Below are 25,512 nucleotides of genomic sequence, written 5' to 3'. Positions count from 1 at the left end.
CACCAATGACAAAAATTTGGTGAGCGTGGATCGGATCGCACGGCTCACCATCAGAGCTTCGTTACTTATTTCCTGATCGCGGGGGCCGCGATCAGGGCCGCTCAAATACCAAGCAACATCCGCTGCGGATTCTCCAACTGATCCTTGATGTCGACCAGGAACAGCACCGCGTCCTTGCCGTCGATGATGCGGTGGTCGTAGCTGATCGCGATGTACATCATCGGCGCGGCGATCACCTGGCCGTTCTCGACGATGGCGCGGTCCTTGATCGTGTGCATGCCGAGAATGGCGCTTTGCGGCGGGTTGACTATCGGCGTGGAGAGCAGTGAACCGAACGTGCCGCCATTGGTGATGGTGAATGTGCCGCCCTGAAGATCATCCAGGCTCAGCTTGCCGTCTCGCGCCTTCTTGGCGTAGTCGGAGATGCCCTGTTCGATCTCTGCGAAGCCCATGTCCTGCACGTCGCGCAGCACCGGCGTCACCAGGCCTTTCTCGGTGGACACCGCAATCGAGATGTCCTGGTAGCCGTGATAGATCACGTCGTTGCCGTCGACCGATGCGTTAACGATCGGATGGCGCTTCAGCGCCTCGGCAGCGGCCTTGACGAAGAAGCTCATGAAGCCGAGCTTGATGCCGTGAGTCTTCTGGAACTGCTCGCCCAACGACTTGCGCATCTTGACCACTTCGGCAAGGTTCACTTCGTTGAACGAGGTGAGCATCGCGATCGAGTTCTTCGACTGCATCAGGCGTTCGGCGATCTTCGCGCGCATGCGCGTCATCGGCACGCGCTCTTCAGGACGCGAACCCGGCGTCGGTTTCGCAGCGGAAGGGGCGGCGGGTGCGTTGTCACCCTTGCCGTAGTTGACAAGGTCTTCCTTGGTCACACGGCCATCGCGGCCTGTGCCGGCAACCTTGGATGGATCGATCTTTTCTTCCGTGGCGACACGCAGGCCGGCCGGCGAGAGGTCTTCCGTTCCTTTGCCTGGAACTTTCGGCGCAGCCGGTGCGGGGGCAGCAAGCGCAGCGGCCTTCGGGGCTTCCGCGGCCGGTGACGGTGCGGCAGCGGCGGCGCCTTCCTCGATGATCGCGATGACCTGTTGGCTGTTGACGGTGTCGCCTTCCTGCTGGCGGATTTCCTTCAGCACGCCGTCGACCGGCGAAGGAACCTCAAGCACCACTTTGTCGGTTTCGAGATCGACCAGGTTCTCGTCGCGCTTGACCGCGTCGCCGGCCTTCTTGTGCCAGCTGGCGATGGTGGCGTCGGAGACCGACTCGGGCAGAACAGGAACTTTGACTTCGATGGACATAGCGAATCCTTGGATTTTTATTCTGCCGAGTGATCGGTGCCGACAGGCGCCACAAGCGCCTGTTCGACGAGTGCGGCCTGTTCGGCGACGTGAGTGTTCAGATGCCCGGCCGCCGGTGCCGGCGAGCGCGCGCGTCCCGCATACGAAAGGCTGTGCTTGCTGCCGATGCAGGCCTGCAGATGATGACGGATCTGGAACCATGCCCCCTGATTCATCGGTTCTTCCTGGCACCAGATCACTTCCTTCGCGGAAGCGTACTTGTCCAGTTCGGCAGTGACCTCGGCGCGCGGGAACGGATACAGCTGCTCCACGCGCACGATGGCGACGTCTTTCAATTCGCGCTTGTCGGCTTCCTCGAGCAGGTCGTAATAAACCTTGCCGGAGCAGTACACCACGCGCTTCACTTTCTTCGCCGGCAACTCGCGATGCTCGCCGATCACCAGCTGGAATTCGCCGTCGGCCAGTTCGTCCAGCGACGACACTGCCAGCTTGTGACGCAGCAGCGATTTCGGCGTCATCACGATCAGCGGCTTGCGCACCGGACGCAACATCTGCCGGCGGATCATGTGGAAATCCTGTGCGGGCGTGGTCGGCACGCACACCTGCATGTTCTCGAACGCGCACAACTGCAGGAAGCGTTCGAGGCGTGCGGATGAGTGTTCCGGACCCTGGCCTTCGTAACCGTGCGGCAAGAACAGCGCGAGGCCGCACAGACGATTCCACTTCGCTTCGCCGGAGCTGATGAACTGGTCGATCACCACTTGCGCGCCGTTGGCGAAATCGCCGAACTGGCCTTCCCAGATATGCAGCGTGTCCGGATCGGTGGTGGAGCGGCCGTACTCGAACGCCATCACCGCTTCCTCGCTGAGCAGCGAGTCGACCACCTCGACGTCGGCGCCGTCGCGAATCGTCGCCAGCGGCATGTACGTATGGCCGTCCTTCTGATCGTGCAGCACGGCGTGGCGATGGAAGAACGTGCCGCGGCCGGAATCCTGGCCAACCAGACGCATGTCAAGGCCGGCGTCGATCACCGTGGCGTAGGCGAGGTTTTCCGCAAAGCCCCAGTCGGCCGGCAATTCGCCGGCAGCCATCTTGCGACGGTCGTCGTAGATTTTCGCCACGCGCGCCTGCAGCGTGATGTCGGCGGGCAGGGTGAGAATCTTGCCAAGGAGTTCGTTGAGCTTCGCCCTGGGAACGCGCGTATCCGTCGACGTGGAAAGCTTGCCGCCGAGGAACGGCGTCCAGTCGACGTGGCCATCGCGCACTGCCGGTGCCGGATCGAGATCAGTCATCGGCGCGCCCGCTTCGAGGCGATCGCGATAGGCATCGAACTGCTTCTGCGCGTCACCTTCGGCAAGCACGCCTTCCTTCACCAGCTGCTGCTGATAGAGATCGCGCGCGGTCGGTCGTTTGCGGATGATCTGGTACATCATCGGCTGCGTCGCGGCCGGCTCGTCCGCCTCGTTATGTCCGTGACGGCGATAGCAGACCAGATCGATCACCACGTCGCGGCGAAACTCCTTGCGGAAATCGTAGGCGAGGCGGGTCACGGCGATCACCGCTTCGGGGTCATCGCCATTCACGTGCAGCACCGGCGCATTCACCATCTTCGCCAGGTCGGTGCAATACATCGTGGAGCGCGCGTCCTGAGGATTGGACGTGGTGAAACCGACCTGATTGTTGATGACGATGTGCAGGCTGCCGCCGATCTTGAAGCCGCGCGCCTGCGACATGTTCAGCAGTTCCATGTTGACGCCCTGGCCGGCGAACGCCGCGTCGCCGTGCACCAGCACGGCCATCGACTGCTCGTGCATGGTGTCGCGGCGTCGACCCTGGCGCGCGTGCACGGAACCGGCGACTACCGGATTCACGATTTCCAGATGCGACGGGTTGAACGCGAGCGCGACATGCAGGCCGCCCTTGGGCGTCTTGACGTCGGCGGAGAAACCCATGTGGTACTTCACGTCGCCCGAATGCGCGGGGTCGTCCGGGTGTTCGAAGCGACCTTCGAATTCGTCGAACAAGGTTTTCGGCGGCTTGCCGAGAATATTGACCAACACGTTGAGACGGCCGCGATGGGCCATGCCGATCACGAGTTCCTTGATGCCGTTGTCGCCGGCGGCGCGCACGACGTCGTCGATCATCGGGATCAGGCTGTCGCCGCCTTCCAGCGAGAAGCGCTTCTGCCCGACGTACTTGGTGTGCAGATAACGCTCCAGACCTTCGGCCGCGGTGAGGCCATCCAGCACATGCTGCTTGCCCGCCTTGTCCAGCACGCACTTGCCGGCAGCCTGTTCCAGCCGGCTGTAGATCCAGGCGCGCTGCGCGTGATCGCTGATGTACATGAACTCCGCGCCGATGCTGCCGGCGTAGGTTTTCTGCAACCGCGAAAGCAGCTCGCGCAACTTGAGCCGCTGGCCGCCACCGGCGTAGTTGCCGGCGTCGAATTCGGTATCAAGGTCGGCATCGCCCAGGCCGTGGAACGCCAGCCCGAGATCCGGCGCGGACATTTTTTCGGTGAGGCCGAGCGGATCGAGATCGGCGGCGAGATGCCCGCGCGAACGATAAGCCGTGAGCAGGCGCAACACGCCGGCCTGCTTGCGTGCGTGTTCGTCGTCTGCGGGCGCGGATGCTGCGCCGTTGCCTGCGTGGCGCTGTTTCTGTGCAGCTTCGATGCGCGCAATCGCGCTGTTGTGCGAAACGTCGCCCGATTCACGACCCTTGAAGGTCTCGAAGTACTTGTTCCAATCGGCGGACACCGCGGAGCTGTCCGCAAGCCATGCGTCGTAAAGGGATTCGACGTAATCGGCGTTGCCGCCAGCGAGTTGGGACGACTCGAAAAACTCGCGGATCAGGTTTGTACTCACGTCACCACCGGCAGGGAAGGGATGCTTGCAGTCATCCGGTGACCTTGAAGTCGCGGCGTTTTGCCGGGAATCAAGCTCGTTTGCGCCGGCATGGGGGCCGGACAGACCGATCAAACGGATGACGGGAGAGAATCCGGACAATTATAGCCTTTGCCTGCTGCGACGCGACAACCTGCAGGCCACCCGAAAGGCACGCGATCAGCTCCCGTTCGGGCGAAGGCTTCAGAGATTGAGCGCCTGAAGTACGGTGGCGATTTCGGCGCGTTCCCAAACATCATCGAAATGCTGGAGCAACGGCACCTGCGAAGCACGGTCGTTGAGCGCGGCACGGCCCTGCGGACGATCCGCCTCGGGCAGGAACAGATAACCGCCAGCGTCGTTGAGCAGATACGTCGAAGTGTGCGCAAGGTCGACCTCTTCAACCGGCACGCGAACCTGCACCGCGCTGGAGAGCCGCTGCGTCAGCGCGATCAAGCGGTGATCGTGGCGCAAGGCTGCGGCCGGATCGTGCAGCAGGATGCGAATCTGTGCGGCGCGCCCGGAGATCGCGATGCGCTTCACTTCGTCGAGTTCGTCCGTGCTTGAATAGGTGTCGCGATCGAGCATCGGCAGGTAGATCGACAACTGGTGCCGCGCACCCGCGAGCACCTTCAAACGTGCTGCCGCAGCCTCCGCGCGAGTGGTCACAGGCAGCGCAGCAATATCGCGCGTGGGCCGACCACCGGCGTCACCAGCGGTCAGCGACAGACGCATCGCGCGATGTTGCAAACCGGCGTCCTCGAACTCGTCGCCGTAGGCGCTGAATCCCGCGCGCTCGTAGAACGCAATGGCGCTGACCTGGGCTGCGAGGCCGAGTTCGGGCCAGCCGAGTGCGCGCGCTCGCTCGACCAGTTCGCGCAACAACGCGACGCCGACGCCGTGACCGCGCCACTCGCGCAACACCGCCATGCGGCCGATCTTGTGTTCCGGCGTGAGTCGTCCGCAGCCGATCGGCTGACCGGCATCGTCGAGCGCCAGCACGTGACAGCAATCGGCATCGAGGCCGTCGCGTTCGCGCGATTCGGGCACGTTCTGCTCGACCACGAACACCTGCTGGCGGATGCGTCGCAAGGCATCGCGATCACGCTCGCGCGACCACTCGGCAACTTCGATGTGGAAGTTTTCCAGCTTCATCGACGGCGTGATTTTCTCAACAAGAGGTGTCCATCGTTGACCAGCGCGAGCAACAAGGCGAACTCGATGTGATCGATCTTCCTGCCTGCCGTGTCAAGGCTGCGTTGCGCGCAAAGCTGCTCGGCCATGCCGGGCGTGGCGTTATACGCCTGTCCGTTGGCGAACAGCGTGCAGCCTTTCCTGCGCTGGCTCCATGCAAGCCGTGACCATGGATGACGCAGCAATTGCGCACCAGCGTCGAGCTGTTTGGCGAGCGCGCCATCGGCCAGCGGTTTGTCGGGAATCGCGGGAAACTGCGCATTTCGATAGCGTGTGATGAAGCGGCCAAACCAGTCGCGCAACATGTCGTCGTCCAGCGCCGCGGCAAACGGCAGCGCGTACTTGATCCGTTCTATCACCGCGCGATCGATCTCGCCGATCGCCTTCGCCGGCTTCAGGTCCGGATCGGCGTAGCGAAGTTCTTCCGGCAGGTGTTCGGCGATGAAATCGGCCAGATCGCCGGTCAGTTCCGCCTGCGACGGCGCACGCATGCCGATCGAATACGTCATGCACGGGCCGCCGAACGCGACGCCGTCGTGCGGTATGCCGGGCGGCAGGTAGAGCATATCGCCGGTTTCCAGCAGCCACTCGTGGGTCGATTCGAACTGCGCGAGCTGCTTGAGTTCAATGTCATGACGAAAACCTTTCGGCGCCATCGGATCGTCGCTGATCGCCCAGTGTCGCTGGCCAAGTCCCTGCAGCAAAAACACGTCGTACTGGTCGACATGCGCGCCCACGCCGCCGCCGGGTTCAGCATAGGAAATCATCACGTCGTCGACGCGCCAGCTCGGCAGAAAACCAAAGCGGTCGAGCAGCGCGGCGACATCGACGTCCCACTTGTCGACGTCCTGCACCAGCAGCGTCCAGTTCGACTCCGGCGTGCGGCTGAAGTCGTCTTCGCTCAACGGCCCGGAATTCACGTGCCAGCGATCACGCTTCTCGTCATGCACGATCAACCGCGCCAGCGCCGCCGGTTCGCACGCAAGCCCGGCGAGATCATCCGGCTCCAGCGGCGCCTTGAAATCAGGAAACGCGTTGCGTATCAGCAACGGCCGCTTCTGCCAGTAGTCGCGCAGAAACTGCGCCGGGCTCATGCCGAGCGGTTGCGTGGCAGAGCCTTTGACTTCGATGGGAGGGAGCTTGCGGGAGGTTTTGGAGATGGCCATCCACGCATTGTAACCGGGCGATGTTGGGGAGCGAATTCGTGGGCAGGTTTGACGGGAGATGGAGCGTCGTCGGCCGCTATGTACTGTTAGGTTCGCGAAGACTGGGTCTAGCGTCACGGACGTTTTTCCTCACACGTTTTGCTCGTCGCCCCAGCAGGCTGGGGTCCAACTGCATGGACGCGTCGATGTTCAGAGCTAGTGCGTTTCGTGCCGCTACGCGGACCGAGTTACTTCTCTTTTGCTTTTCCAAAAGAGAAGTAGCACCCAAGAGAAAGCGACACCCCACTTGGCGCTTGCCGGGCATTCATGCGCGGCAAGTTCGTGAGACGGAGCGGGGCCTTTCGACAGCACCTCCTGTGCTGGCGAAAAGGAGCCGGCATCCATGTCGACTCCCGCTGCGCGGTCTGTCGTCGTCACCTCATCGCCGCACAGGGGCCCCGGGTAGAGCAGCGCGCCATCGTGGCGCGCACTCCACACTTCGACGATGCGCCGTCGCGAAATTGATCATGTTGTGCGTCGTTGCATGCCTGCTCACAACGTCGGCAGCTTGCGCGCGACAGTTCAAGCGTCGAGCGCAACACTTTCAACTTTGCACGCAAGAGTTTTTTCGTTGCGCGCAACCCTCAGAGCTTCGCGCGCAACTCTCTGAGCCTTGCGTGCGAGGAAAAAAGGGTCGTGCTCCGCTCTTTAAACCTGCGCGCAAGGTTCGCCACCTTGGACAAGCGCTGATTCGCTCTCAGGCGCGATGCGGCGAACATGGCCGCCTTTCGACGTGGTGCTAGATGCGAACAGGGAAAGCGAGCGTCAAAGCTGCCAACGATCGAATCGATGATTGAAGCTGTGTCTGATCTATGCTGATCGCAAAGATGAGGTGGTTGCCGATACCCGGTTGATCGAATGCCTCACCCGAAATCCTGATATGCCCCGAGCCAGCACCCGTCGCTTCCAGCGCCAACTGGCCTTCAGCGTCTCAAATCTAGCCGTGCCGGTAAGCGCCTCGTACAGCGAAACGAGCTGAGCTTGAAATGTCTCAAGCTCGCCAGTCAGAAAAGCAGCGGAAAACTTGCCGCAAAAGCTGCCGCAGTTGATTTGCACTTCTGCAGACAGCCAGTTGTCGTCGAAATACTCGCCAGATGCCTTGCGCTCGTAACCGATTGCGGTGATCGCCAGGCGCTCATGCTTTTCTCCTCCGAAGGCAACGGACCTCATGGCTGTTCGCGGGTCGTCAGATATCGCTTGCGAGCTTTGCCGCTCGGCCGATGTAGCTGCCGGGTGTCAGATCGAGCAACCGCTGCTTCGCGTCGGCGGGCAGGTCGAGGCTGGTGATGAAGGTGCGCATCGAATCCTGCGTGATGCCTCGGCCGCGGGTGAGGGCTTTCAATTGTTCGTAGGGTTCTGGCAGGCCGTAGCGGCGCATCACGGTTTGCACGGCTTCGGCGAGCACTTCCCAGTTGGCGTCGAGATCGGCAGCGATGCGGTCGGCGTTGACGGTGAGTTTGCCGAGGCCTTTCTTGAGCGATTCGAGCGCCACGAGGGTGTGTCCGAATGCCGTACCCAATGCGCGCAGCACGGTGGAATCGGTGAGGTCGCGCTGCCAGCGGCTGATCGGCAGTTTTTCGGCGAAATGCCCGAGCAATGCGTTGGCAAGACCGAAGTTGCCTTCGGCGTTTTCGAAGTCGATCGGGTTGACCTTGTGCGGCATGGTGGACGAGCCGACTTCGCCGGCTTTCAGCGACTGCCTGAAATAACCGAGCGAGATATAGCCCCAGATGTCGCGCGCCAGATCGATGAGGATGATGTTGGCGCGGCGCACGACGTCGCAGTATTCCGCCACGCCGTCGTGCGGTTCGATCTGAGTGGTGTACGCGTTGTAGTCGAGGTCGAGGCCTTCCACGAAGCGCTGCGAAAACGCCTGCCAGTCGATGTCCGGATAGGTGATGGCGTGCGCGTTGTAGTTGCCGACGGCGCCGTTGATCTTGCCGGAGATTTCCACCGCGGCCAGCTGGCGGCGCTGACGTTCGAGGCGCGCGACCACGTTGGCGATTTCCTTGCCCAGCGTGCTCGGCGAAGCGGTTTGGCCGTGGGTGCGCGAAAGCAGGGGCAGCGCGGCGTTTGCGTGCGCCAGTTCGCGCAGTTGCCCGATGATGGTGTCGAACATCGGCAGCAACACCTGCGCGCGGGCATCACGCAACATGAGTGCGTAAGAAAGGTTATTGATGTCTTCGCTGGTGCAGGCGAAGTGCACGAATTCCTTCGCCTGCGCCAACGTCGTATCGGCGCCGATGCGTTCCTTGATGAAATATTCCACTGCCTTGACGTCGTGATTGGTGGTGGCTTCGATGGCCTTGATGCGCGCACCGTCATCGACGCTGAAATGCTTAGCGATGGCTTCGAGCGTGTCGATCTGGTCGGCGTTGAACGATGGCAGTTCGACAATGTTCGGATCGGATGCGAGCGCCAGCAGCCATTCGATTTCCACCCGCACGCGCCGATGCATCAGGCCGAACTCGCTGAAGATCGGGCGCAGTGCCTCGACCTTGCCGGCATAGCGTCCGTCCAGCGGAGACAGGGCGGTGAGGGCGTGACTGGACATGGGCGCGTTCCGAGAATGGAAACGGCCATTTTACATGGCCGCGGCGTATCCCAGTTGCGCGCGTTGTCGCGCCGCCGACGGCAGGCGGCCTATAGTTGTGCCTTCCATTGTTGAAGGGTCCGGCCATGAAGGGTTTTCGCATCGAGCACGACAGCATGGGCGAGCTGCAGGTGCCAGATGGCGCGCTGTATGGCGCACAGACGCAGCGCGCGATCGACAATTTTCCGATCTCCGGCCTGCACTTGCCGCGGCCTTTCATTCGCGCGATGGGATTGATCAAGGCGGCCGCGGCGGACGTCAATCTGTCGCTTGGATATCTGAAGAAAAATCAGGCGGTGGCGATACGCAGGGCCGCCATGGCAGTGGCAGACGGCGAGCACGACGCGCAGTTCCCGATCGACATTTTCCAGACCGGCTCGGGCACCAGCACCAACATGAATGCGAACGAGGTGATCGCCCATCTCGCAGTGGCCGCCGGCGCGAAGATCCATCCGAACGATCACGTCAATTACGGGCAGAGCTCGAACGACGTGATCCCGACAGCGATCCACGTCAGCGCGACGCTCACAGTCAGCGAGCAACTGCTGCCGGCACTGAAGCATTTGAAGAAGACCATTGGCAGGCGCGCGCGCGAATTGCGCAGCACGCCCAAGACGGGCCGCACGCACCTGATGGATGCGATGCCGGTGACGTTCGGGCAGGAGCTCTCCGGCTGGGCGGCGCAGATCGGTTCATCGATCGAGCGCATCGAGGATGCGCTCAAGCGCATGCGTCGTTTGCCGCAAGGCGGAACGGCGGTCGGCACCGGCATCAATGCCGATCCCAAGTTCGGCCCGGCGATGGCGCGGCAGTTGAAGAAACTCACCGGCGTGGCGTTTGAATCGGCGGACAATTATTTCGAAGGCATGGCGTCGCAGGATGCGGCGGTCGAACTGTCCGGCCAGCTCAAGACGCTGGCCGTCGCGCTCATGAAGATCGCCAACGATCTGCGCTGGATGAATTCAGGGCCGCTGGCAGGGCTTGGCGAAATCGAACTGCCTGCGTTGCAGCCGGGCTCGTCGATCATGCCGGGCAAGGTGAACCCGGTGATCCCCGAAGCCACCGCGATGGTGGCCGCGCAGGTGATCGGCAACGATGCGTCGATCACCATCGCGGGGCAATCCGGCAATTTCCAGCTCAACGTGATGCTGCCGCTGATCGCGCACAACCTGCTGCAGTCGATCGGCATTCTCGCCAACGTCAGCACGCTGCTCGCCGACAAGGCGATCGCCGGTTTCAAGGTCAATGCCGCGCGGGTCAACGAGGCGCTGGCAATGAATCCGATCCTCGTCACCGCGCTCAATCCGGTGATCGGTTACGAGAAGGGCGCGGCCACCGCCAAGCAGGCGTACAAGGAAAAGCGCCCGATCATGGACGTGGCGCTGGAAACGACCGGTCTCTCGAAAGATGAACTCAAAAAGCTTCTCGATCCGATGACGCTGACCAAGGGCGGCATCCACGGCGAGTGATCCGAAAACAACAACGGACGCCGAGGCGTCCGTTGTCGCATGCATCAAACGTTTATCGCGAAAACAGCTGCAGCACCCGTTTTGTCAACGATCTTCCTTGGAATCGTTTTCGCAATCCGCGACTTCGTGCTCGCCGACGATCAAGGCATAAGGTTTGAAAGCGGGCAGTTGCGATGCGAGTCCATCCTGCGCGGTCTTGATGCCTGCGATGTCGCTGCAGATCTTCATCGCGGATTGAGTCACCGCATCGGTTTTCGCCTCGATGTCCTTGTCGATCTGATCCGTGTTGCCGCTGGCGACGCCCTTGGCAACGCTGCTGATCGCTTGTCCCGCAATCGCCGCGCCCGCCTTGCCGGTTTCGATGCCGTGTTCGCGAACCGCGACAACGTGCTGGTAGTACTGCTGCAGCAACTGGCGCTGCGCGTCGTTCACTGCAATCGACTGTTGCCCGATGGTCAGTTCGCCTGCGGCGCTGATCACCGCTTCCGGCGCACCATGCGCATGCAGTGTCGCCTTGCCGTCGTGAACATGGATGCCGCCATCGAGAATATTGCTGTCGCCGATACTGAAGTCGCTGTCGTTGCCGTTGTGACCGCAGGCGGCAAGCAGGGCGGTGATCATCAGTACACCGATGAGCTTTCGTGGGGACATGGGATTTCCTTCAAGGCAAAGATGGATTGAGGCGGAGATGACGTATGGAAGGACGGATGGGCCTCAGCGGCCCATCCGTTCAATCAGTCAGCTGTCGTCGCGCCAGCGGCGGAACCAGATGGCTGCTGCAATCAGTGCGACGCCGACGATGATCCCGATCCACATCTGCGGCAGTGCCAGGGTCGAGTAGGTCTGACTCAGATTCATGATGTCCAGGCTCGGCTCGCCGCCGTGGTTCTCCATGAAGTGACTAGCCGACAGTGCGATGTTGGTGCCGGGGAAGACGCTCAGGAGGCCGCGTCCCACGATGTTGCTCCAGAACCAGCCAGTGGGCAGATGGAACAAACCCATGACATCGAACCACGTGACCAGCAGGCCGGAAGCGATCGGCAGAGCGATGGCCCAGAGGAACGGCTTGCCGCGAGCCCAGGCGGAGCAGAGCATCAACCAGCCGGCTGACGGCAGCGCCCACAACAGATAGATCGGGATGTAACCGACAAGATTCGCCATCACGCGGAATGGATGCGCCAGCACCAGCAATTGCCACACGTTGATGCCGTGGAAGGACAACACGATCGCGAGAATGATCAGCTGCAGCATGCCGACCACAATACCGACCACGACCGCGATCATCGGAGCGAGCAAGGTCGCGCTGGCCAGCTTGGCGAGCACCGTGCCCGTGTCGGAGATCGGCAACGACTTCCAGAACAGGATGCTGCGGTCGCGACGATCGTCGTAAAGCGAGCCCAGGCAGTAGAAGAAGATCACGAAGCCCAACACCGTCACGATCAATCCCATCGCCGAATACATGGCCAGATCCAGCGCCATGCCGACGTGACTCATGTCGCCCGCATCCATGTTGTCGATGACATGACGCAGGTTTCCGCTCGCACCGAAGTTGATGCCGTGCTGCGCACCAAGGACCTCGGCGGTGATGATGGTCATGATGTTGAGCAGCAGGAAGATGCCGCCGGTAATCACCGGCGCCCACAGGAACCCGCCCTTGTGTTCCCAGAACTCGCGCTTGACCAGCCAATAGAACGTTTTCATGCGTAGGTTCCTTTCATGGTTGCGACGAACAGGTCGCTGACCGAAGGTCGGCGGATTTCGCCGAACGTCTCCAGCTGCGCGCGACTGGCGCCGTCGAACAGGAAAATGCTTTTGCCGAAGACCTGGCGCTCGTCGATGGGCTTGAGCGCGCGCGCGGCATCGGCCTTGTCGGCGTTCACCATCACTTCGATGAAGCGTTCGCCGATGGCATCCATGTCGGCGTCGAGCACGATCTTTCCGTCGCGGATGAACATCAGGTCGGTAAGGATGTGTTCGACTTCTTCGACCTGATGCGTGGTGACGATGATCGTCTTGTTCTCGTCGAAATAGTCTTCCAGCAGGTTCTGGTAGAACTGCTTGCGATAGAGAATGTCCAGGCCGAGGGTCGGCTCGTCCAGGATCAGCAAGCGCGCGTCGATCGCCATGACCAGTGCGAGATGCAGTTGCACGATCATGCCCTTGGACATCTGGCGGACGCGCTGATTCGGTTGCAGCTTGGTGCGCGCCAGAAACGCCTCGCACTTGGCGCGATTGAAGCGCGGATGCACGTTGGCGACGAAATCGACCGCCTCGCGAACGCGCAGCCATCGCGGAAGCACCGCGACGTCGGCGATGAAGCAGACGTGTTCCATCAGCTTGTCTCGCTGCTTGCGCGGATCGAAACCCAGCACGTTGAGGTCACCGGTGAAATCGGTGAGGCCCAGGATGGCTTTCAATGCCGTGGTCTTGCCGGCCCCGTTGGGGCCGATCAGGCCGACGATACGGCCCGATTCCACCTGGAAGCTTGCGTGGTCCAGCGCCATCGAGGTCTTGTACTGCTTGGTCAGGCCGCTGGCCGTGATCACCGTGCTCATTGCTGATCTCCCTTGGAGGCCGGATGTTCGGCGTCGGCTTCGCGCATCAGCGTCTTGAGATCGAGCCCCAGGCGCTGTAGCCGCAGGAACAACATCGGCCATTCTTCGCGCAGAAAACGCTCGCGTTCCGATTTCAACAGTGCGTCGCGCGCACCTTCGATGACGAACATGCCCAGTCCCCTCCGTTTTTCCACCAATTGTTCATCGACCAGTTCCTGGTACGCCTTGGAGACGGTCAGCGGGTTGATCTGGTAATCCGCTGCCACTTGACGTACCGACGGCAGCGGGTCGCCCTCGTTCAAGGCGCCGTCCAAGATCATCGCCACGACACGCTGGTGCAGTTGGCGGTAGATCGGGACGCTGTCGTTCCAGGTAATGGTCATGTTTTATTCCTTGCTGATACGGCCGAACTTGTTGCCAAACGAATAGTAGGGCATGGCCAATTGCGACCCGACCAGGCTGAATTGCACGGGATTACTCAAACCTCCGGCCTGTGCGAACACCGGCACCGGCGTGGTCACGACGTCGGTCAACATGCTTGCGGCACGCTGTTCGTCGGCCGAGGGAGAGACATTGATCGGCGCCAGGTTGGTGACCTTGGTGCCATGAATCTGGGCGGCAGGCATGTGGCTCAGATCGGTGTAGTTCTTGCTGACCGTGGCCAGTGTGGCGCTGGTTATCAGTGCGGCGGCGACGCTGGCGAGCAGGGTATGCGTTTTCATGACAGGCCTCCTTAGTGACCTCGTTGTCCGGTGTTGTAGTGAACTATAACACCATGTTTCAGACCGTCAAGAAAAATATCGAAATTCGCGGCATGACTGATGGGCTATACGGCGGGAATCGAGGCAGCAAGCTGCCCCAGCGCGGACGGCACGCGTTTCAGATGACGACGAATCGATTTTCAATGGGCGTGACCTGTCGCGCCGGACTACCGAATCAGGTCGGCAGGCTCGAAATCGGGCTCGTGGGAGCAACCGCGTCAGTGAATCAGGATCTCGTCGGCAAACAGCCAGGCCTCATGTCCGACACCGGGATGCTGCGGTGGCAGCGCGCCGTAGCGAACGGCATCGATGCGCACGTAGCGCGCCTTGGCCGATCGTGGATTGGCGAAATGCACGGTGCGCACGGAAGCGTGGATGTCTTCCGGATCGGCGGTCAGTTTCCCGTCATGCCAGGTGGTCCAGTGCTGGCCGTCGTCCGACACGGAGAACAACACCCGTTTCGGCAGGAGAATCCACGATTCGCTGTCCTGCAGAAAGCGTGCGTCGATGGAGTGAATAGATGTGGGTTGGCCCAGGTCGATGGTCGCGTCCATGTCGGTGCCTTGCCAGCCGAGCCATGCGCCGCCTTCGGCATCCGTTCCGCCGAGCACGCCATCGAGCAACGCCTGATCGGTGGCTACGTTGTAGGGCGCTTTCGGAGGTGCGCCCAATCGAATCGGCTTGCCCAGCGCCAGTTGTCCGATCAGGGTGAAAGTCTGTGGATGATCGTAAGCGCGACCGTCGCGATAGGGCGCCACTTTCACGATGCCCGGCCGCCGGATATCGACGCTGTCGAGAAAACCTGGCGATCGGGCATCGGGTTCACCGCCATTGACCGTGTAGTGATTGCTTATCCCGTCGAGGCCGTGGCGCGCACGAAGTTGCCAACCGTTTCTCTGCGCATTCAAGGCAACGGTGTAATCGACGACGTTGCTTTCGGCGGCGCCATAGGCCACGCGCAATTTGTCGAGTTGCGGATAGTGCGCCTGCAAGCGGCGCTGGAAATCCGCGTAGTTCGCGTCGTCACGCTGGCCGGCCGTCCACAGACTTTCGGCAAAGGCCTGCAGCCGCGGATAGAGTCTGGTTTCCGCGTTGAGCGGGTCGGCGTATTCGCTCCATAGCGGCGCTTCCGCACCAAGCACCTGGTCACGATGCGCTGCAAAACTGGCGGCGGGGTCGAGTCGATACATTGTCGCGGTACCGAGCTTCGCCATCGCCGTGTCGAGGTAATACGGGCTGGCGTTGATGATGCGATTGCCGTTGGCCAGCGCCTTGTTGCCCTCGGCATCGCCACGCCAGACCTCGATCACCGCGGTTTTATCGGCGCCGCCTTCGAGAATCTCGTCCCAGCCGATCAAGGTTTTCCCTCTGCTTTCCAGATAGCGGTGCATGCGCTTGATGAAGTAGCTCTGCAATCCTTCTTCATCCTTCAAGCCTTGCGCGTGCATCAGCGCCTGACACGACGCGCATACCTTCCAGCGATCCTTCGGCACCTCGTCGCCACCGATATGCACGTAGGGGGAAGGGAACAGCACGATCACTTCGTCGATCACGTTCTGCAGAAAAGTGAACGTCGAATCGTCGCCGACGCAATAAATGTCTTTCAGCACGCCCCACGTCGTAGAGACTTTCAACGGCTGGCGCGTGCAGGAAAGTTCGGGATATGCCGCCAGCGCAGCGGTGCTGTGGCCGGGCATTTCGATTTCGGGAATGATCATGATGTTGCGCTGACGCGCGTAATCGACCACATCGCGAATCTGGGCCTGCGTGTAAAAACCGCCGTAGCGACGGCCATCCGCTTCGGTACGCCACGCGCCGACCTGGGTCAGCCGCGGATATTTTTTTATCTCTATCCGCCAGCCTTGGTCGTCGGTGAGATGCCAGTGGAATGTGTTGATCTTGTAGTAGCTCAACAGGTCGAGCTGTTTCTTCACGAAGGCGACCGGATAAAAGTGCCGACTGACATCGAGCATCGTGCCGCGATAGCCGAATGCCGGTTGGTCGTGAATATCCACCAGCGGCAATTCGACCTGCGCGGCAGACTTCAGCGGCAGCAACTGACGCAGGCTCTGCACGCCCCAGAAAAGTCCGCGATCCTGCGCAGCGGTGATGCGAATGCCCTGAGTCGTGATCTGCAGACGGTAGGCCTCATCTCCAGTGATCGCCGGATCGATCTGCAGCACGATGCGATGGTCATCGCCCGTCGCACTGTCGCGCAACCGGATGCCGTTCTGCTGCAGGATTTGCGCGCGCAGAAAGTTCGCGATCTCGATACCGCGCTTGTCGTGCGGCGCGCGGATGCGCGTGCGCGCATCGAGCACGAAATGGCCATCGCTTACCGACATCTGCTGCGGCTTGGGGATGATCGTGACGACCGATGCAGCAAGCACGCTCGATGCACCGAGCATCAAACCCAGCGCGAGCACAGCGCGAATCGCTCGATGGAAGTTCTTGAACAGCGGATCAGCCGCACGCGGGTTGAACGTAACGCCGACCGGCGTCGGGCAGGCCAGCATTGAACGACACAGGAAAGAACGCATGCGCCACACCCCGAATGGACCAGCCCGCAGTGTGTCGTGCTGCTGCGCCGATTTCCACCGATCGGTTGCTGCAAAGAAAAACGGCCCCGCAGGGCCGTTGCACACATTCAGCCTCGAAGGACGATCAGGCAGCTTGCGCCAGTTCGATCGAAAGCCCGCCGATCGATGCCTTCGCTGCGGCGATCGCCTGCGCCTTGTGCTCGTCGCCATGGGCAAGGCCTTCGGCGCGTACGAACTGAAGTGCATCAATACCGATAAAGCCCAGCACAGTACGCAGATAGGGTTCCTGAAAGTCCATCGCCGCATAAGGAGCGCTACCGTAGCTGCCGCCTCGGCTCGAAGCGATGATCACCTGCTTGCCTCCGGCCAAGCCTTCGGCGCCGCTGGCCGAGTAACGAAATGTCTTGCCTGCGATGAGGATGCGGTCGATCCAGGATTTGAGTTGGCTGGAGATTCCGAAGTTGTACATCGGCGCGCCGATCACGACGACATCGGCGGCGAGGAATTCTTCCAGCACCTCGTTGCCGAGCACGGCATCCGGATGCGCGGCGTCGGGCACAGGCGTCCAGTGCGGCAGTGACTGGGCGGCAAGGTCGCGGTAGGTCACTTCGATATCGGGGTTGTTCCTCGTGAGCTCGGCTACGATTTCCGAACTGAGCTGGCGCGACACCGAATAGCCGCCCAGCGCGCTTGAATCGATATGCAGCAGTTTCATGTGGCGTGTCCTGATCAGAGCCGTCGAAACGGCGACTCGTTCAAGCTACATCCCGAACAATCAATCGATAAGATGGTAGTTTACGGACTTATCGTTTCGCGAGAGAAACAGCCATGACGGTACTTGGTGGAGCACTGCAGGATCTCAACGACCTGTATTTCTTTGCGGCGGTCGTCGAACACGGCGGCTTCTCCGCGGCCGGACGCGCGCTGGGCGTGCCCAAGTCGCGATTGAGCAAACGCGTGGCGCAGCTCGAAGAACGTCTCGGCGTGCGTCTGCTCCAGCGGACCACGCGTCGGTTTGTGGTCACCGATGTCGGCGAACGTTTCTACGCGCACTGCCGCGCGGTACTCGAGGAAGCGCAGGCAGCCCAGGATGCAGTAGACGAATTGCGCGCCGAACCTCGCGGCGTGGTGCGTCTGAGCTGTCCGGTGTCGCTGGCACAGACGGTACTCGCGTATTTGATGCCCGAATTTCTCGCCCTGTATCCCAAGATGCAGGTGCGGCTGCTCTCGAGCGATCGCAGGGTCGATGTGATCGGCGAAGGTTTCGATCTCGCCATCCGCGTGCGCACCAAGCTCGATACGGACGCCAACCTGGTGGTGCGCAGCTTCGGTCAGGCGCGGCCGTTGTTGGTGGCCAGCCCGATCCTGTTGAACGCGCACGGACGTCCCACCACGCCGGACGAACTGTCGGGCTTGCCGGCTCTTTCGATGCGCGAGCACGAAGGCGCGCAAATCTGGGATCTCATCGATGCACAGGGCGCGCAGGTCAACGTCGAGATGCACGCGCGATTGATCAGCGGCGATTTCGCGGTGCTGCTGGAATCGGCGCGCCGCGGTATGGGCGTGACGCTGCTGCCTGAGTTCGTCTGCGCGTCGGCGATCACGCGTGGTGAGCTCGAAGTGGTGTTGCCAGGCTGGAGTGCGCCCGAAGGCATGATGCACTTCGTGTATCCGAGCCGACGCGGCATGTTGCCGGGCGTGCGCGCGCTGGTCGACTTTCTTGCAGAGCGTCTGCCCGCCACCACCGCGCAAAGGCACGAGCAGTGCAAGACACGCCCGCTGGACGATCTGCCGGCGACTTGATGCGTGAAGTGTCAGCCATGCGGTACGCTGCGTTTTTTATGGACATCCATACGGCCGAACGATGATCGATACCAAGCTGCCTAAAGTCGGAACCACCATCTTCAGCGTGATGAGCCAGCTCGCCGTGGAGCACAAGGCGGTCAACCTGGGGCAGGGCTTTCCCGATTTCGAACCGCCGCAAGCGCTGCGCGATGCGCTGAGCCGCGCGATGAACGAAGGCCGCAATCAATACGCGCCGCTGCATGGCATCGCACCGTTGCGCGAGCAGATCGCGCTGAAGACAGAGCGCCTTTACGGCCGCAAGGTGAACGCGGACAGCGAGATCACAGTCACTTCCGGTGCTACCGAGGCATTGTTCTCCGCAATCGCGGCAGTCGTGCGCGCAGGTGAGGAAGTGATCGTGTTCGACCCCGCGTACGACAGCTATGAACCGGCGATCGAACTGCAGGGCGCGCGTGCGGTGCACATTCCGCTGACCGTGCCGACATTCGCGATCGACTGGCAACGCGTGCGTGATGCGATCACGCCGAAGACGCGGATGATCCTGATCAACAGCCCGCACAACCCGACCGGCGCCGTGCTGTCTGCTAACGATTTGGAAGAACTGGCGTCGATCGTGCGCGACACCTCGATCGTCGTGCTGTCCGATGAAGTTTACGAACACATCGTGTACGACGGCGCGCAGCATGAAAGCGTCTTGCGTCATCCGGAGCTGGCAGCGCGCAGCATCGTGGTGTCCTCGTTCGGCAAGACGTATCACTGCACGGGATGGAAGGTGGGATATGCCGTGGCGCCCGCGGCGTTGTCGGCCGAATTCCGCAAGGTGCACCAGTACCTCACGTTCTGCACGTTTCATCCCGCGCAGGTCGCGTTCGCCGAATTCATGGCGTCGCATCCGGAGCACTATCTGGAATTGCCGGCGTTCTATCAGGCCAAGCGCGATCGCTTTCGCGCGTTGATTGAGCCGTCGCGATTCAAGCTGCTCGATGTTCCCGGCGGTTACTTTCAGCTGGTCGACTACTCGGCCATTCGCGATGAGGGCGATCTCGCCTTCAGCAAATGGATGGTGGAAAAAGGTGGCGTTGCGGCGATTCCGCTGGCGCCGTTTTACGAAAGTCCACCGGACACGCGGTTGCTGCGACTGTGTTTTGCCAAGAGCGACGCGACGATGGACGCAGCGGCGGAACGGCTATGTCAGTTGTGAACGCGTCACAGCATGTCATGTCGCCGTTGACGGTCTCGCTGGTGCAGGGCGCCACGCGGTGGCACGACCCTGCGGCCAATCGTGAGTACTACGGCGCGCTGGTTCGCACGGTCAAAGGCAGTGACTTGATCGTGTTGCCGGAAACGTTTTTGTCCGGCTTCAGCAACGACACCGCACTCAGCGCCGACACCATGGACGGCGAAGGAGTGGAGTGGCTGCGTGCGCTGGCCATCGAAACCGGTTCGGTGATTTGCGGCAGCCTGGCGATTCGCGAAAACGGCACGGTCTACAACCGTTTGTTGTGGATGCGACCCGACGGCAACTTCGCACAGTACGACAAGCGGCATCTGTTCCGCATGGCCGGAGAACACACGCGTTATGGCGGCGGAAGCGAGCGGCTGATCGTCGAACTGAAAGGCTGGCGCATCCTGCCGCAGGTCTGCTACGACCTGCGTTTTCCGGTCTGGCTGCGCAACCGACGGTTGGCCGAAGCCACAGGAGGCATGGACTACGACCTCGTGTTGTTCGTCGCCAACTGGCCAGCACCGCGACGCCATCCATGGCGCACGCTGTTGCGCGCCCGCGCGATGGAGAACCTGAGTTACGTGATCGGCGTCAATCGCGTCGGCGTGGACGGCAACGACCTGCCGTATGCCGGCGACAGCGCCGTGATCGATCCAGTGGGCGAAACGCTGGTCGAACTCGGTGCACTGGAACAGGTCATCACGGTCGTGCTTGATCCTGCGCCGCTGCTCACACACAGGGAACGTTTTCCGGCGTGGATGGATTCGGACGAGTTCACGCTGCACGCGGATTGATGTTCTCGGTCGTCGGACATACATCGGCCGGTCGATATCGGACGTCCAAACCATCGCTCTAAGATTCGCCGCACATAGCCGGCGCGCGATGGGCGCGGCCGCTCAACGGGGAAATCCATGAAGCTGAAGCCGATCCTGAATTTCGGTTGCGCAATCGGTCTGTGCGCGCTGTCCGGTGCCGCCGCAGCGCAGTCTGGCCGCCCGACCATCGCCGTTGCGGAATTCACCAACCAGACCAACTCGGCCTACTGGTGGAACGGCGATGTCGGTCGTCAGCTCGGCGATGTATTGAGTAACGAACTGAGCTCTACCGGCGACTTCAACATCGTCGAGCGACAGAAGCTCGACGCGGTGATCGGCGAACAGGATCTGGCCAGCTCCGGACGTGTACGACAGGGCACTGGCCCACGCACCGGCAATATCACGGGTGCGCGCTATCTCATCACCGGATCGGTGAGCGCATACACCGAAGACACCAGCAACACCGGCGGTGGCCTGAGCTTTCACGGCATGTCGTTCGGCGGCAACAAGAGTCAGGCGTATGTCGCGATCGATCTCCGCGTGATCGATTCGGAAACCAGCGAAGTTCTCTATTCGCGCACGGTCGAAGGCAACACCACCAACAGCAGCGTCGATGTCGGCGGTTATTTTCGAAACGGTCTGGGCAGCACGTTCAGCCAGAAGAAAAACACGCCCGCCGGCAAGGCCGTGCGAGGCGCGATTGTCGAGGCGACGGATTATCTCGACTGCGTGATGGTCAAGCGCGACAGCTGCATGGCCAGTTTCAATCAGAAAGAACAGCGCCGTCGCGACAACGATCGCAAGGTGCTCGATCTGCAGTGAGTCGTTCTTCAGCGAAAACGATTTGCAGCTTCAGAGTATCGCCAGCACCGATTCCGGAGGACGGCCGATGGCCGCCTTGCCATTGGCAACGACGATCGGTCGCTCGATCAAGATCGGATGAGTGACCATCGCGGCCATCAGCGTTGCGTCATCGAGTGCGGGGTTATCCAGTCCGAGCGTTCGGTATTCCGATTCGCCTGTGCGTAGCAATTCGCGCGGCGACATGCCGAGCTGGTCGAGCAGGACGATGAGTTCGGGCTGCGAAGGTGGATGGTCGAGATAATTCACCACCTCGAACGCCACGCCGCGCTGCTCCAGCAAGGCCAGCGTGGCGCGCGACTTGGAGCAACGGCTGTTGTGGTAAACGCGCACCGTTGCTGCAGTCTTCGTCGTGGTTCGCCTGTCAGCGATCAGCGATTGCCCGAGCGATTTCCGCCACGGCCCGGAGGACGGCCACCGGACGGCGCGCCGCCATGGCCTTGCGGTCGCGGACCACCTTGCGAGCGATTGCCACCTTGGCCTTGCGGACGACCGGCGCCTTGACCTTGTGGCCGTCCCGCACCTTGACCTTGCGGACGTGCGTTGCCGTTTCCATTTCCGTAGCTGTTGCCATTGGCGTTGGCGCGATTGCCTTGGCCCTGCGGACGACTGGCGCTATTGCCTTGGCTCTGCGGACGGCCAGCGCTCGGACGATTGCCATTGCCGCGCGCTTCGCCACCGCCGCCAAAGCCACTGTAGGGATTGCCGCTGCCTCGATTTTCACCGCCGCCTGTGCGGGCACCGAAGGGCTTGCCGGCGGGGCGACGTTGTCCGGCCGCCGCGCTCGTATTGCCGCGCGGCGCGCCACCGGGACGTGCGCCGCTGCCATCGCGTGTTTCGCCTGCGAACCAGCTGCGTACCGCTGGCAATTCCTGGCCCGGTGCGACGCGTCGTCCCTTGCCGGCGGCGCGGTTGCCGCCCGCGCCACGTTCGGGGCGCGCGACGTTGCCGTTCACTTCCTTGCCATCGCGTCGTGCAGGCGGTTTGCGACCGCGCGTCGGTTCGTCGCGGATGCGATCGAACGCACGCAGTTCGCGCGCTTCATCCTGACCGCCGGTCCATGCCGTGCCGGCGCCACGCTCGGGACGATATTCAGTCACGCTGCGATTGGCGCGGCGTTGATGCAACACCGGGCTCAGTGTAAGCACGGGTTGTGGCGCACCGAGGCCGGTCTGTTCGCGCAACTGCTTGACGCTTTCGGCGTCGAGCGATTCGCAATCGCCGCGACGCAGGCCGCGCGGAAGTTCGATCTTGCCGTAGCGAATGCGTTTGAGGCGGCTGACCAGGAAACCCTGTGAATCCCACAGGCGACGGACCTCACGATTGCGGCCTTCGCGGATCACCACGCGGAACCAGCTATGGCTACCGCCGCGACTGATGATGGCGATTTCGTCGAAACGCGCCGGGCCGTCGTCGAGTTCCACGCCGGCCTTCAGGCGTTCGATGATTTCATCCGGCACTTCACCATGCACACGGCACAGGTATTCACGCTCGAGACCGCTCTTGGGATGCATCAAAGCGTTGGCGAGTTCGCCATCGGTCGTCAGCAGCAACAGGCCAGTGGTGTTGATGTCGAGTCGTCCGACCGCAACCCAGCGCGCGCCTTTCAGTCGCGGCAGCTGTTCGAAAACGGTGGGGCGGCCTTCAGGATCGTCACGGGTGGTCAGCACGCCTTCGGGCTTGTGATAGATCAGCACTTCGGTGTCGTCGCGACTGTCGGTGGCGACGACGAACTGCTTGCCGTCCAGCACGACGCGATCACCGGCATGCACGCTGGTGCCGATGCTTGCGGGAGCGCCGTTGAGTTCGACTTCACCGGACTGGATGCGGACCTCCAGCATGCGACGCGAACCGAGCCCAGCGTTCGCGAGCACCTTGTGCAGGCGCTCTTCGATGGCGGGAGCATTCGGGTCGGCCTGGGTGCCACGCTTCAGGGATAAAACGGTTTTTTGCGGCGCAGTCATGCGCGGTACTCCTCGGTGTCTTGCTCGTCGGTACCGGGTTCGGCATCGGCAGGGTTCGCTGCCTCGTCGGCAGTGTCGTGTGGGGTTTCGTGTTCCGGATCGCTGTCGGTGTCTGTTTCGCCATCGGCGGCAGGTGCATCGGCGTCGGTCATGGTGTCGTCGGCATGCGTGGCATGCGCATGCGCTTCGGTTGTCTGATCCGTCGTGGTTTCTTCGTGCGTTTCGTTGGGCGTTTCCTCGTCCGGATCGATCGGCAGATCACGTGCAACACGGACGGGCAGGGGATCCTGTTCGAAGCGCATCTGCGGATCTTCCATGTCGCGGATTTCGGAGAGCGGTGGCAACTGATCGAGCGACTTCAGGTTGAAGTAGTCGAGAAAGGCGCGGGTGGTTCCGAACAGCGCCGGTTTGCCGGGCACGTCGCGATAGCCGACGACGCGAATCCATTCGCGCTCCTCCATGGTCTTGATGATGTTGGAGGACACCACCACGCCGCGGATCTGTTCGATTTCCGGCCGGGTGATCGGCTGGCGATAGGCGATCAGCGCCAGCGTTTCCAGCAACGCGCGTGAATAGCGGCTGGGCTTTTCGGTCCACATCCGCGAGATCCACGGATGCACTTCCTGGCGCACCTGATAACGGAAACCGGATGCGACTTCCTTCAGCTCGACGCCGCGGCCGTTGCAGTCTTCGGCCAGCGCTTCGAGCGCCTTGGCGATCTGCTCCTGAACCACATCGTCGGCTTCGTTGAACAGATCGCCCAGCTGATGAATCGTCATCGGCTGACTGGAGGCCAACAAAGCGGCCTCGATCACGGGTTTGAGTTGCTCGATCTGCATGGGCCTAGGTCGTATGCCGATTCAATGAATGGTTCATTTCGAAATCGATTCGATGTGTGCCGGTTCGTCGCTGCGGTCGTCGTCGGAATCCGGCCCGGTTTGTTCTTCCGCGTGGCCTACCTTGGCCTTTACATAGATCGCTTCCAGCGGTGCTTCCTGGATGATCTCGATCAGCATTTCCTTCGCAAGTTCGAGCATGGCCAGGAAAGTGACCACGATGCCGAGGCGTCCTTCGCTGACGTCGAACAGGCTCTCGAAGCGATGAAAACTGTCGTCGCCCAGCCGGCTCAGCAGATCGCCCATGCGCTGGCGAACGCTGAGCGCCTCGCGCCGGATCGCGTGGTGCCCAAACAACTCGGCGCGATGCATCACATCTTTCAGCGCCAAAAGCATTTCGTTCAATTCAAGTGGTGGCGGCAACTTGATCACGTTGCGTTCGCCCACTTCGGCGTGCGCCACCACCGTGTCGCGTTCCAGCCGCGGCATTTCCTCGATGTCCTCGGCCGCACGCTTGAAGCGCTCGTACTCCTGCAGGCGTCGCACCAGCTCGGCTCGCGGATCGTCCTCCAGCCCTTCTTCGGCTGGCGGTCGCGGCAGCAGCAGCCGCGACTTGATCTCGGCCAGGATCGCGGCCATCAGCAGGTATTCGGCGGCCAGCTCCAGCCGCATCACATCGCGCATCAGCTCGATGTAGGTCATGTATTGCCGGGTGATCTCGGCGACCGGGATATCCAGGATGTCCAGGTTCTGCCGGCGGATCAGATACAGCAGCAGATCAAGTGGCCCCTCGAATGCTTCGAGAATGACTTCCAGTGCATCCGGCGGAATGTACAGGTCCTGCGGCATCTGCAGCAGCGGTTGGCCGCGCACGATGGCCAGAGGCATTTCCTGCTGCTGCGGTACCGACGCAAAAGCATCTTCCGGTGCGGGGACCAGGCTCTGTGGCTCGACTGGCTCAGTGGTCATCGATGCATGTCGTTGGGCCGCCTTCAGCGGCTGGCAGTGCGTTCTGTGGTGATCGGATTCATTCCAGCAGCGCGCGGGAAGCTCCGTGCTCGGAACACGGCCTAACGGCGGCGCCCCCGGGTATTGCAGTGTTCAACATCATCTTCAACCGGGCGCATTCCGCGCCTGCGTCACGAAGGCATGACGAAGCCACTCGCTGGTGGTTCGATCAGGCGGATCGCAAACGACCCATTCGTGCCGAGATCCGGGTTGTTAGCCACGGCAAAGGACGCGGGTCGTCAAGGTGGCGAATAGCGACGCCACTGACGGTTCAATCGTTCGGTTCGAGAGCTATCGGTGGAATCCACTGGTTTCGCCGAAGGTATCGGCAAAAGGCTGTCCGGGGAGCCACGCGTTGGCGAAGAGTAATGGCTGGCCGGATACAAGTCCAGCGATCGCCATTTGGCTTGATTCCCGAGCTGATCCTGTCACTGACAGGTTTATCTCCGGCGTCGGCGCGGGCACAATGAAAAAGCCGGCGCCGAAGG

The 25,512-nt window shown here is 61.7% G+C and carries 22 protein-coding genes; 5 read left to right on the top strand and 17 right to left on the bottom strand.

Features of this window, described 5'->3' with window-relative positions; all coding sequences use genetic code 11:
- Positions 1-101: 101 nt before the first annotated feature.
- The 6 genes from odhB to purB form a co-directional block, all read right to left on the bottom strand.
- Positions 102-1,307: a 2-oxoglutarate dehydrogenase complex dihydrolipoyllysine-residue succinyltransferase gene (odhB, locus tag GSQ73_RS14100; protein ID WP_158885048.1), complete on the bottom strand. Its 1,206-nt coding sequence runs from the start codon at positions 1,305-1,307 to the stop codon at positions 102-104.
- A 17-nt stretch (positions 1,308-1,324) separates the two neighbouring features.
- Positions 1,325-4,174 carry a 2-oxoglutarate dehydrogenase E1 component gene (locus tag GSQ73_RS14095; RefSeq protein ID WP_158885046.1) on the bottom strand — a complete coding sequence of 950 codons (2,850 nt, stop codon included), beginning with the start codon at positions 4,172-4,174 and terminating at the stop codon, positions 1,325-1,327.
- A gap of 222 nt (positions 4,175-4,396) precedes the next feature.
- Positions 4,397-5,347 (bottom strand): GNAT family N-acetyltransferase, encoded by a 951-nt coding sequence (locus GSQ73_RS14090; RefSeq protein ID WP_158885044.1) that lies wholly within the window; start codon positions 5,345-5,347, stop codon positions 4,397-4,399.
- Positions 5,344-6,552 carry a cupin domain-containing protein gene (locus GSQ73_RS14085; RefSeq protein WP_158885042.1) on the bottom strand — a complete coding sequence of 403 codons (1,209 nt, stop codon included), beginning with the start codon at positions 6,550-6,552 and terminating at the stop codon, positions 5,344-5,346. Before GSQ73_RS14085 ends, GSQ73_RS14090 begins: the two co-directional genes overlap by 4 nt.
- 849 nt (positions 6,553-7,401) lie before the next feature.
- The gene (locus tag GSQ73_RS14080) at positions 7,402-7,761 is read right to left on the bottom strand and encodes a hypothetical protein (RefSeq protein WP_158885040.1); all 360 of its coding nucleotides are present in this window, start codon (positions 7,759-7,761) and stop codon (positions 7,402-7,404) included.
- 16 nt (positions 7,762-7,777) lie between these two features.
- Positions 7,778-9,145: an adenylosuccinate lyase gene (gene purB / locus GSQ73_RS14075; RefSeq protein ID WP_158885038.1), complete on the bottom strand. Its 1,368-nt coding sequence runs from the start codon at positions 9,143-9,145 to the stop codon at positions 7,778-7,780.
- A gap of 125 nt (positions 9,146-9,270) precedes the next feature.
- On the opposite strand from purB, the gene GSQ73_RS14070 reads away from it, so the two are divergent.
- Complete coding sequence (locus GSQ73_RS14070) at positions 9,271-10,653, top strand: class II fumarate hydratase (RefSeq protein ID WP_158885036.1); 1,383 nt, start codon at positions 9,271-9,273, stop codon at positions 10,651-10,653.
- A gap of 84 nt (positions 10,654-10,737) precedes the next feature.
- On the opposite strand, the gene GSQ73_RS14065 is transcribed toward GSQ73_RS14070, so the two are convergent.
- From GSQ73_RS14065 to GSQ73_RS14035, 7 genes are all read right to left on the bottom strand, one after another.
- Positions 10,738-11,304 (bottom strand): DUF2884 family protein, encoded by a 567-nt coding sequence (locus GSQ73_RS14065; RefSeq protein WP_158885034.1) that lies wholly within the window; start codon positions 11,302-11,304, stop codon positions 10,738-10,740.
- An 87-nt stretch (positions 11,305-11,391) separates the two neighbouring features.
- A complete protein-coding gene (locus tag GSQ73_RS14060) occupies positions 11,392-12,354 on the bottom strand; it encodes an ABC-2 transporter permease (protein ID WP_158885032.1) in 963 nt (320 codons plus the stop codon).
- Positions 12,351-13,208, bottom strand: a complete 858-nt coding sequence (locus GSQ73_RS14055; RefSeq protein WP_158885030.1) for an ABC transporter ATP-binding protein — start codon at positions 13,206-13,208, stop codon at positions 12,351-12,353. The genes GSQ73_RS14060 and GSQ73_RS14055 overlap by 4 nt, the downstream gene beginning before the upstream one ends.
- Positions 13,205-13,591: a GntR family transcriptional regulator gene (locus tag GSQ73_RS14050; protein ID WP_158885028.1), complete on the bottom strand. Its 387-nt coding sequence runs from the start codon at positions 13,589-13,591 to the stop codon at positions 13,205-13,207. Before GSQ73_RS14050 ends, GSQ73_RS14055 begins: the two co-directional genes overlap by 4 nt.
- A 3-nt stretch (positions 13,592-13,594) precedes the next feature.
- Complete coding sequence (locus tag GSQ73_RS14045; protein WP_158885026.1) at positions 13,595-13,930, bottom strand: hypothetical protein; 336 nt, start codon at positions 13,928-13,930, stop codon at positions 13,595-13,597.
- A 257-nt stretch (positions 13,931-14,187) separates the two neighbouring features.
- Entirely contained in the window at positions 14,188-16,509 is a 2,322-nt protein-coding gene (locus GSQ73_RS14040; RefSeq protein ID WP_158885024.1) for a family 20 glycosylhydrolase, read from the bottom strand.
- A 124-nt stretch (positions 16,510-16,633) separates the two neighbouring features.
- Entirely contained in the window at positions 16,634-17,224 is a 591-nt protein-coding gene (locus GSQ73_RS14035) for an NAD(P)H-dependent oxidoreductase (RefSeq protein ID WP_158885022.1), read from the bottom strand.
- Between the two features lie 113 nt (positions 17,225-17,337).
- Here GSQ73_RS14035 and GSQ73_RS14030 point away from each other — a divergent pair, with 113 nt between their 5' ends.
- From GSQ73_RS14030 to GSQ73_RS14015, 4 genes are all read left to right on the top strand, one after another.
- Positions 17,338-18,312 (top strand): LysR substrate-binding domain-containing protein, encoded by a 975-nt coding sequence (locus GSQ73_RS14030; RefSeq protein ID WP_158885020.1) that lies wholly within the window; start codon positions 17,338-17,340, stop codon positions 18,310-18,312.
- Positions 18,313-18,373: 61 nt separating this feature from the next.
- Positions 18,374-19,516: a pyridoxal phosphate-dependent aminotransferase gene (locus tag GSQ73_RS14025; protein WP_158885018.1), complete on the top strand. Its 1,143-nt coding sequence runs from the start codon at positions 18,374-18,376 to the stop codon at positions 19,514-19,516.
- Between the two features lie 17 nt (positions 19,517-19,533).
- Complete coding sequence (locus GSQ73_RS14020; RefSeq protein ID WP_174236105.1) at positions 19,534-20,334, top strand: amidohydrolase; 801 nt, start codon at positions 19,534-19,536, stop codon at positions 20,332-20,334.
- Positions 20,335-20,451: 117 nt separating this feature from the next.
- A complete protein-coding gene (locus GSQ73_RS14015; protein ID WP_158885016.1) occupies positions 20,452-21,177 on the top strand; it encodes a CsgG/HfaB family protein in 726 nt (241 codons plus the stop codon).
- A 30-nt stretch (positions 21,178-21,207) separates the two neighbouring features.
- On the opposite strand, the gene arsC is transcribed toward GSQ73_RS14015, so the two are convergent.
- Genes arsC through GSQ73_RS13995 form a run of 4 tightly spaced genes read right to left on the bottom strand, consistent with a single transcriptional unit; the run spans position 21,208 to position 24,985 of the window.
- Positions 21,208-21,549, bottom strand: coding sequence for an arsenate reductase (glutaredoxin) (gene arsC, locus GSQ73_RS14010; RefSeq protein WP_158885014.1), 342 nt, complete (start codon positions 21,547-21,549; stop codon positions 21,208-21,210).
- 38 nt (positions 21,550-21,587) lie between these two features.
- On the bottom strand, positions 21,588-23,180 hold the full coding sequence (locus GSQ73_RS14005; RefSeq protein ID WP_158885012.1) for a pseudouridine synthase: 1,593 nt from the start codon (positions 23,178-23,180) through the stop codon (positions 21,588-21,590).
- Positions 23,177-24,019, bottom strand: a complete 843-nt coding sequence (gene scpB, locus GSQ73_RS14000; protein WP_158885009.1) for an SMC-Scp complex subunit ScpB — start codon at positions 24,017-24,019, stop codon at positions 23,177-23,179. Before scpB ends, GSQ73_RS14005 begins: the two co-directional genes overlap by 4 nt.
- Positions 24,020-24,052: 33 nt before the next feature.
- Positions 24,053-24,985, bottom strand: a complete 933-nt coding sequence (locus GSQ73_RS13995) for a ScpA family protein (RefSeq protein ID WP_158885007.1) — start codon at positions 24,983-24,985, stop codon at positions 24,053-24,055.
- Between the last annotated feature and the right edge of the window lie 527 nt (positions 24,986-25,512).

Origin of the sequence: Rhodanobacter sp. L36 (assembly GCF_009765755.1) — a bacterium.
Classification (GTDB): Bacteria; Pseudomonadota; Gammaproteobacteria; order Xanthomonadales; family Rhodanobacteraceae; genus Rhodanobacter.
This window is presented reverse-complemented; position numbering and strand designations above follow the sequence as displayed.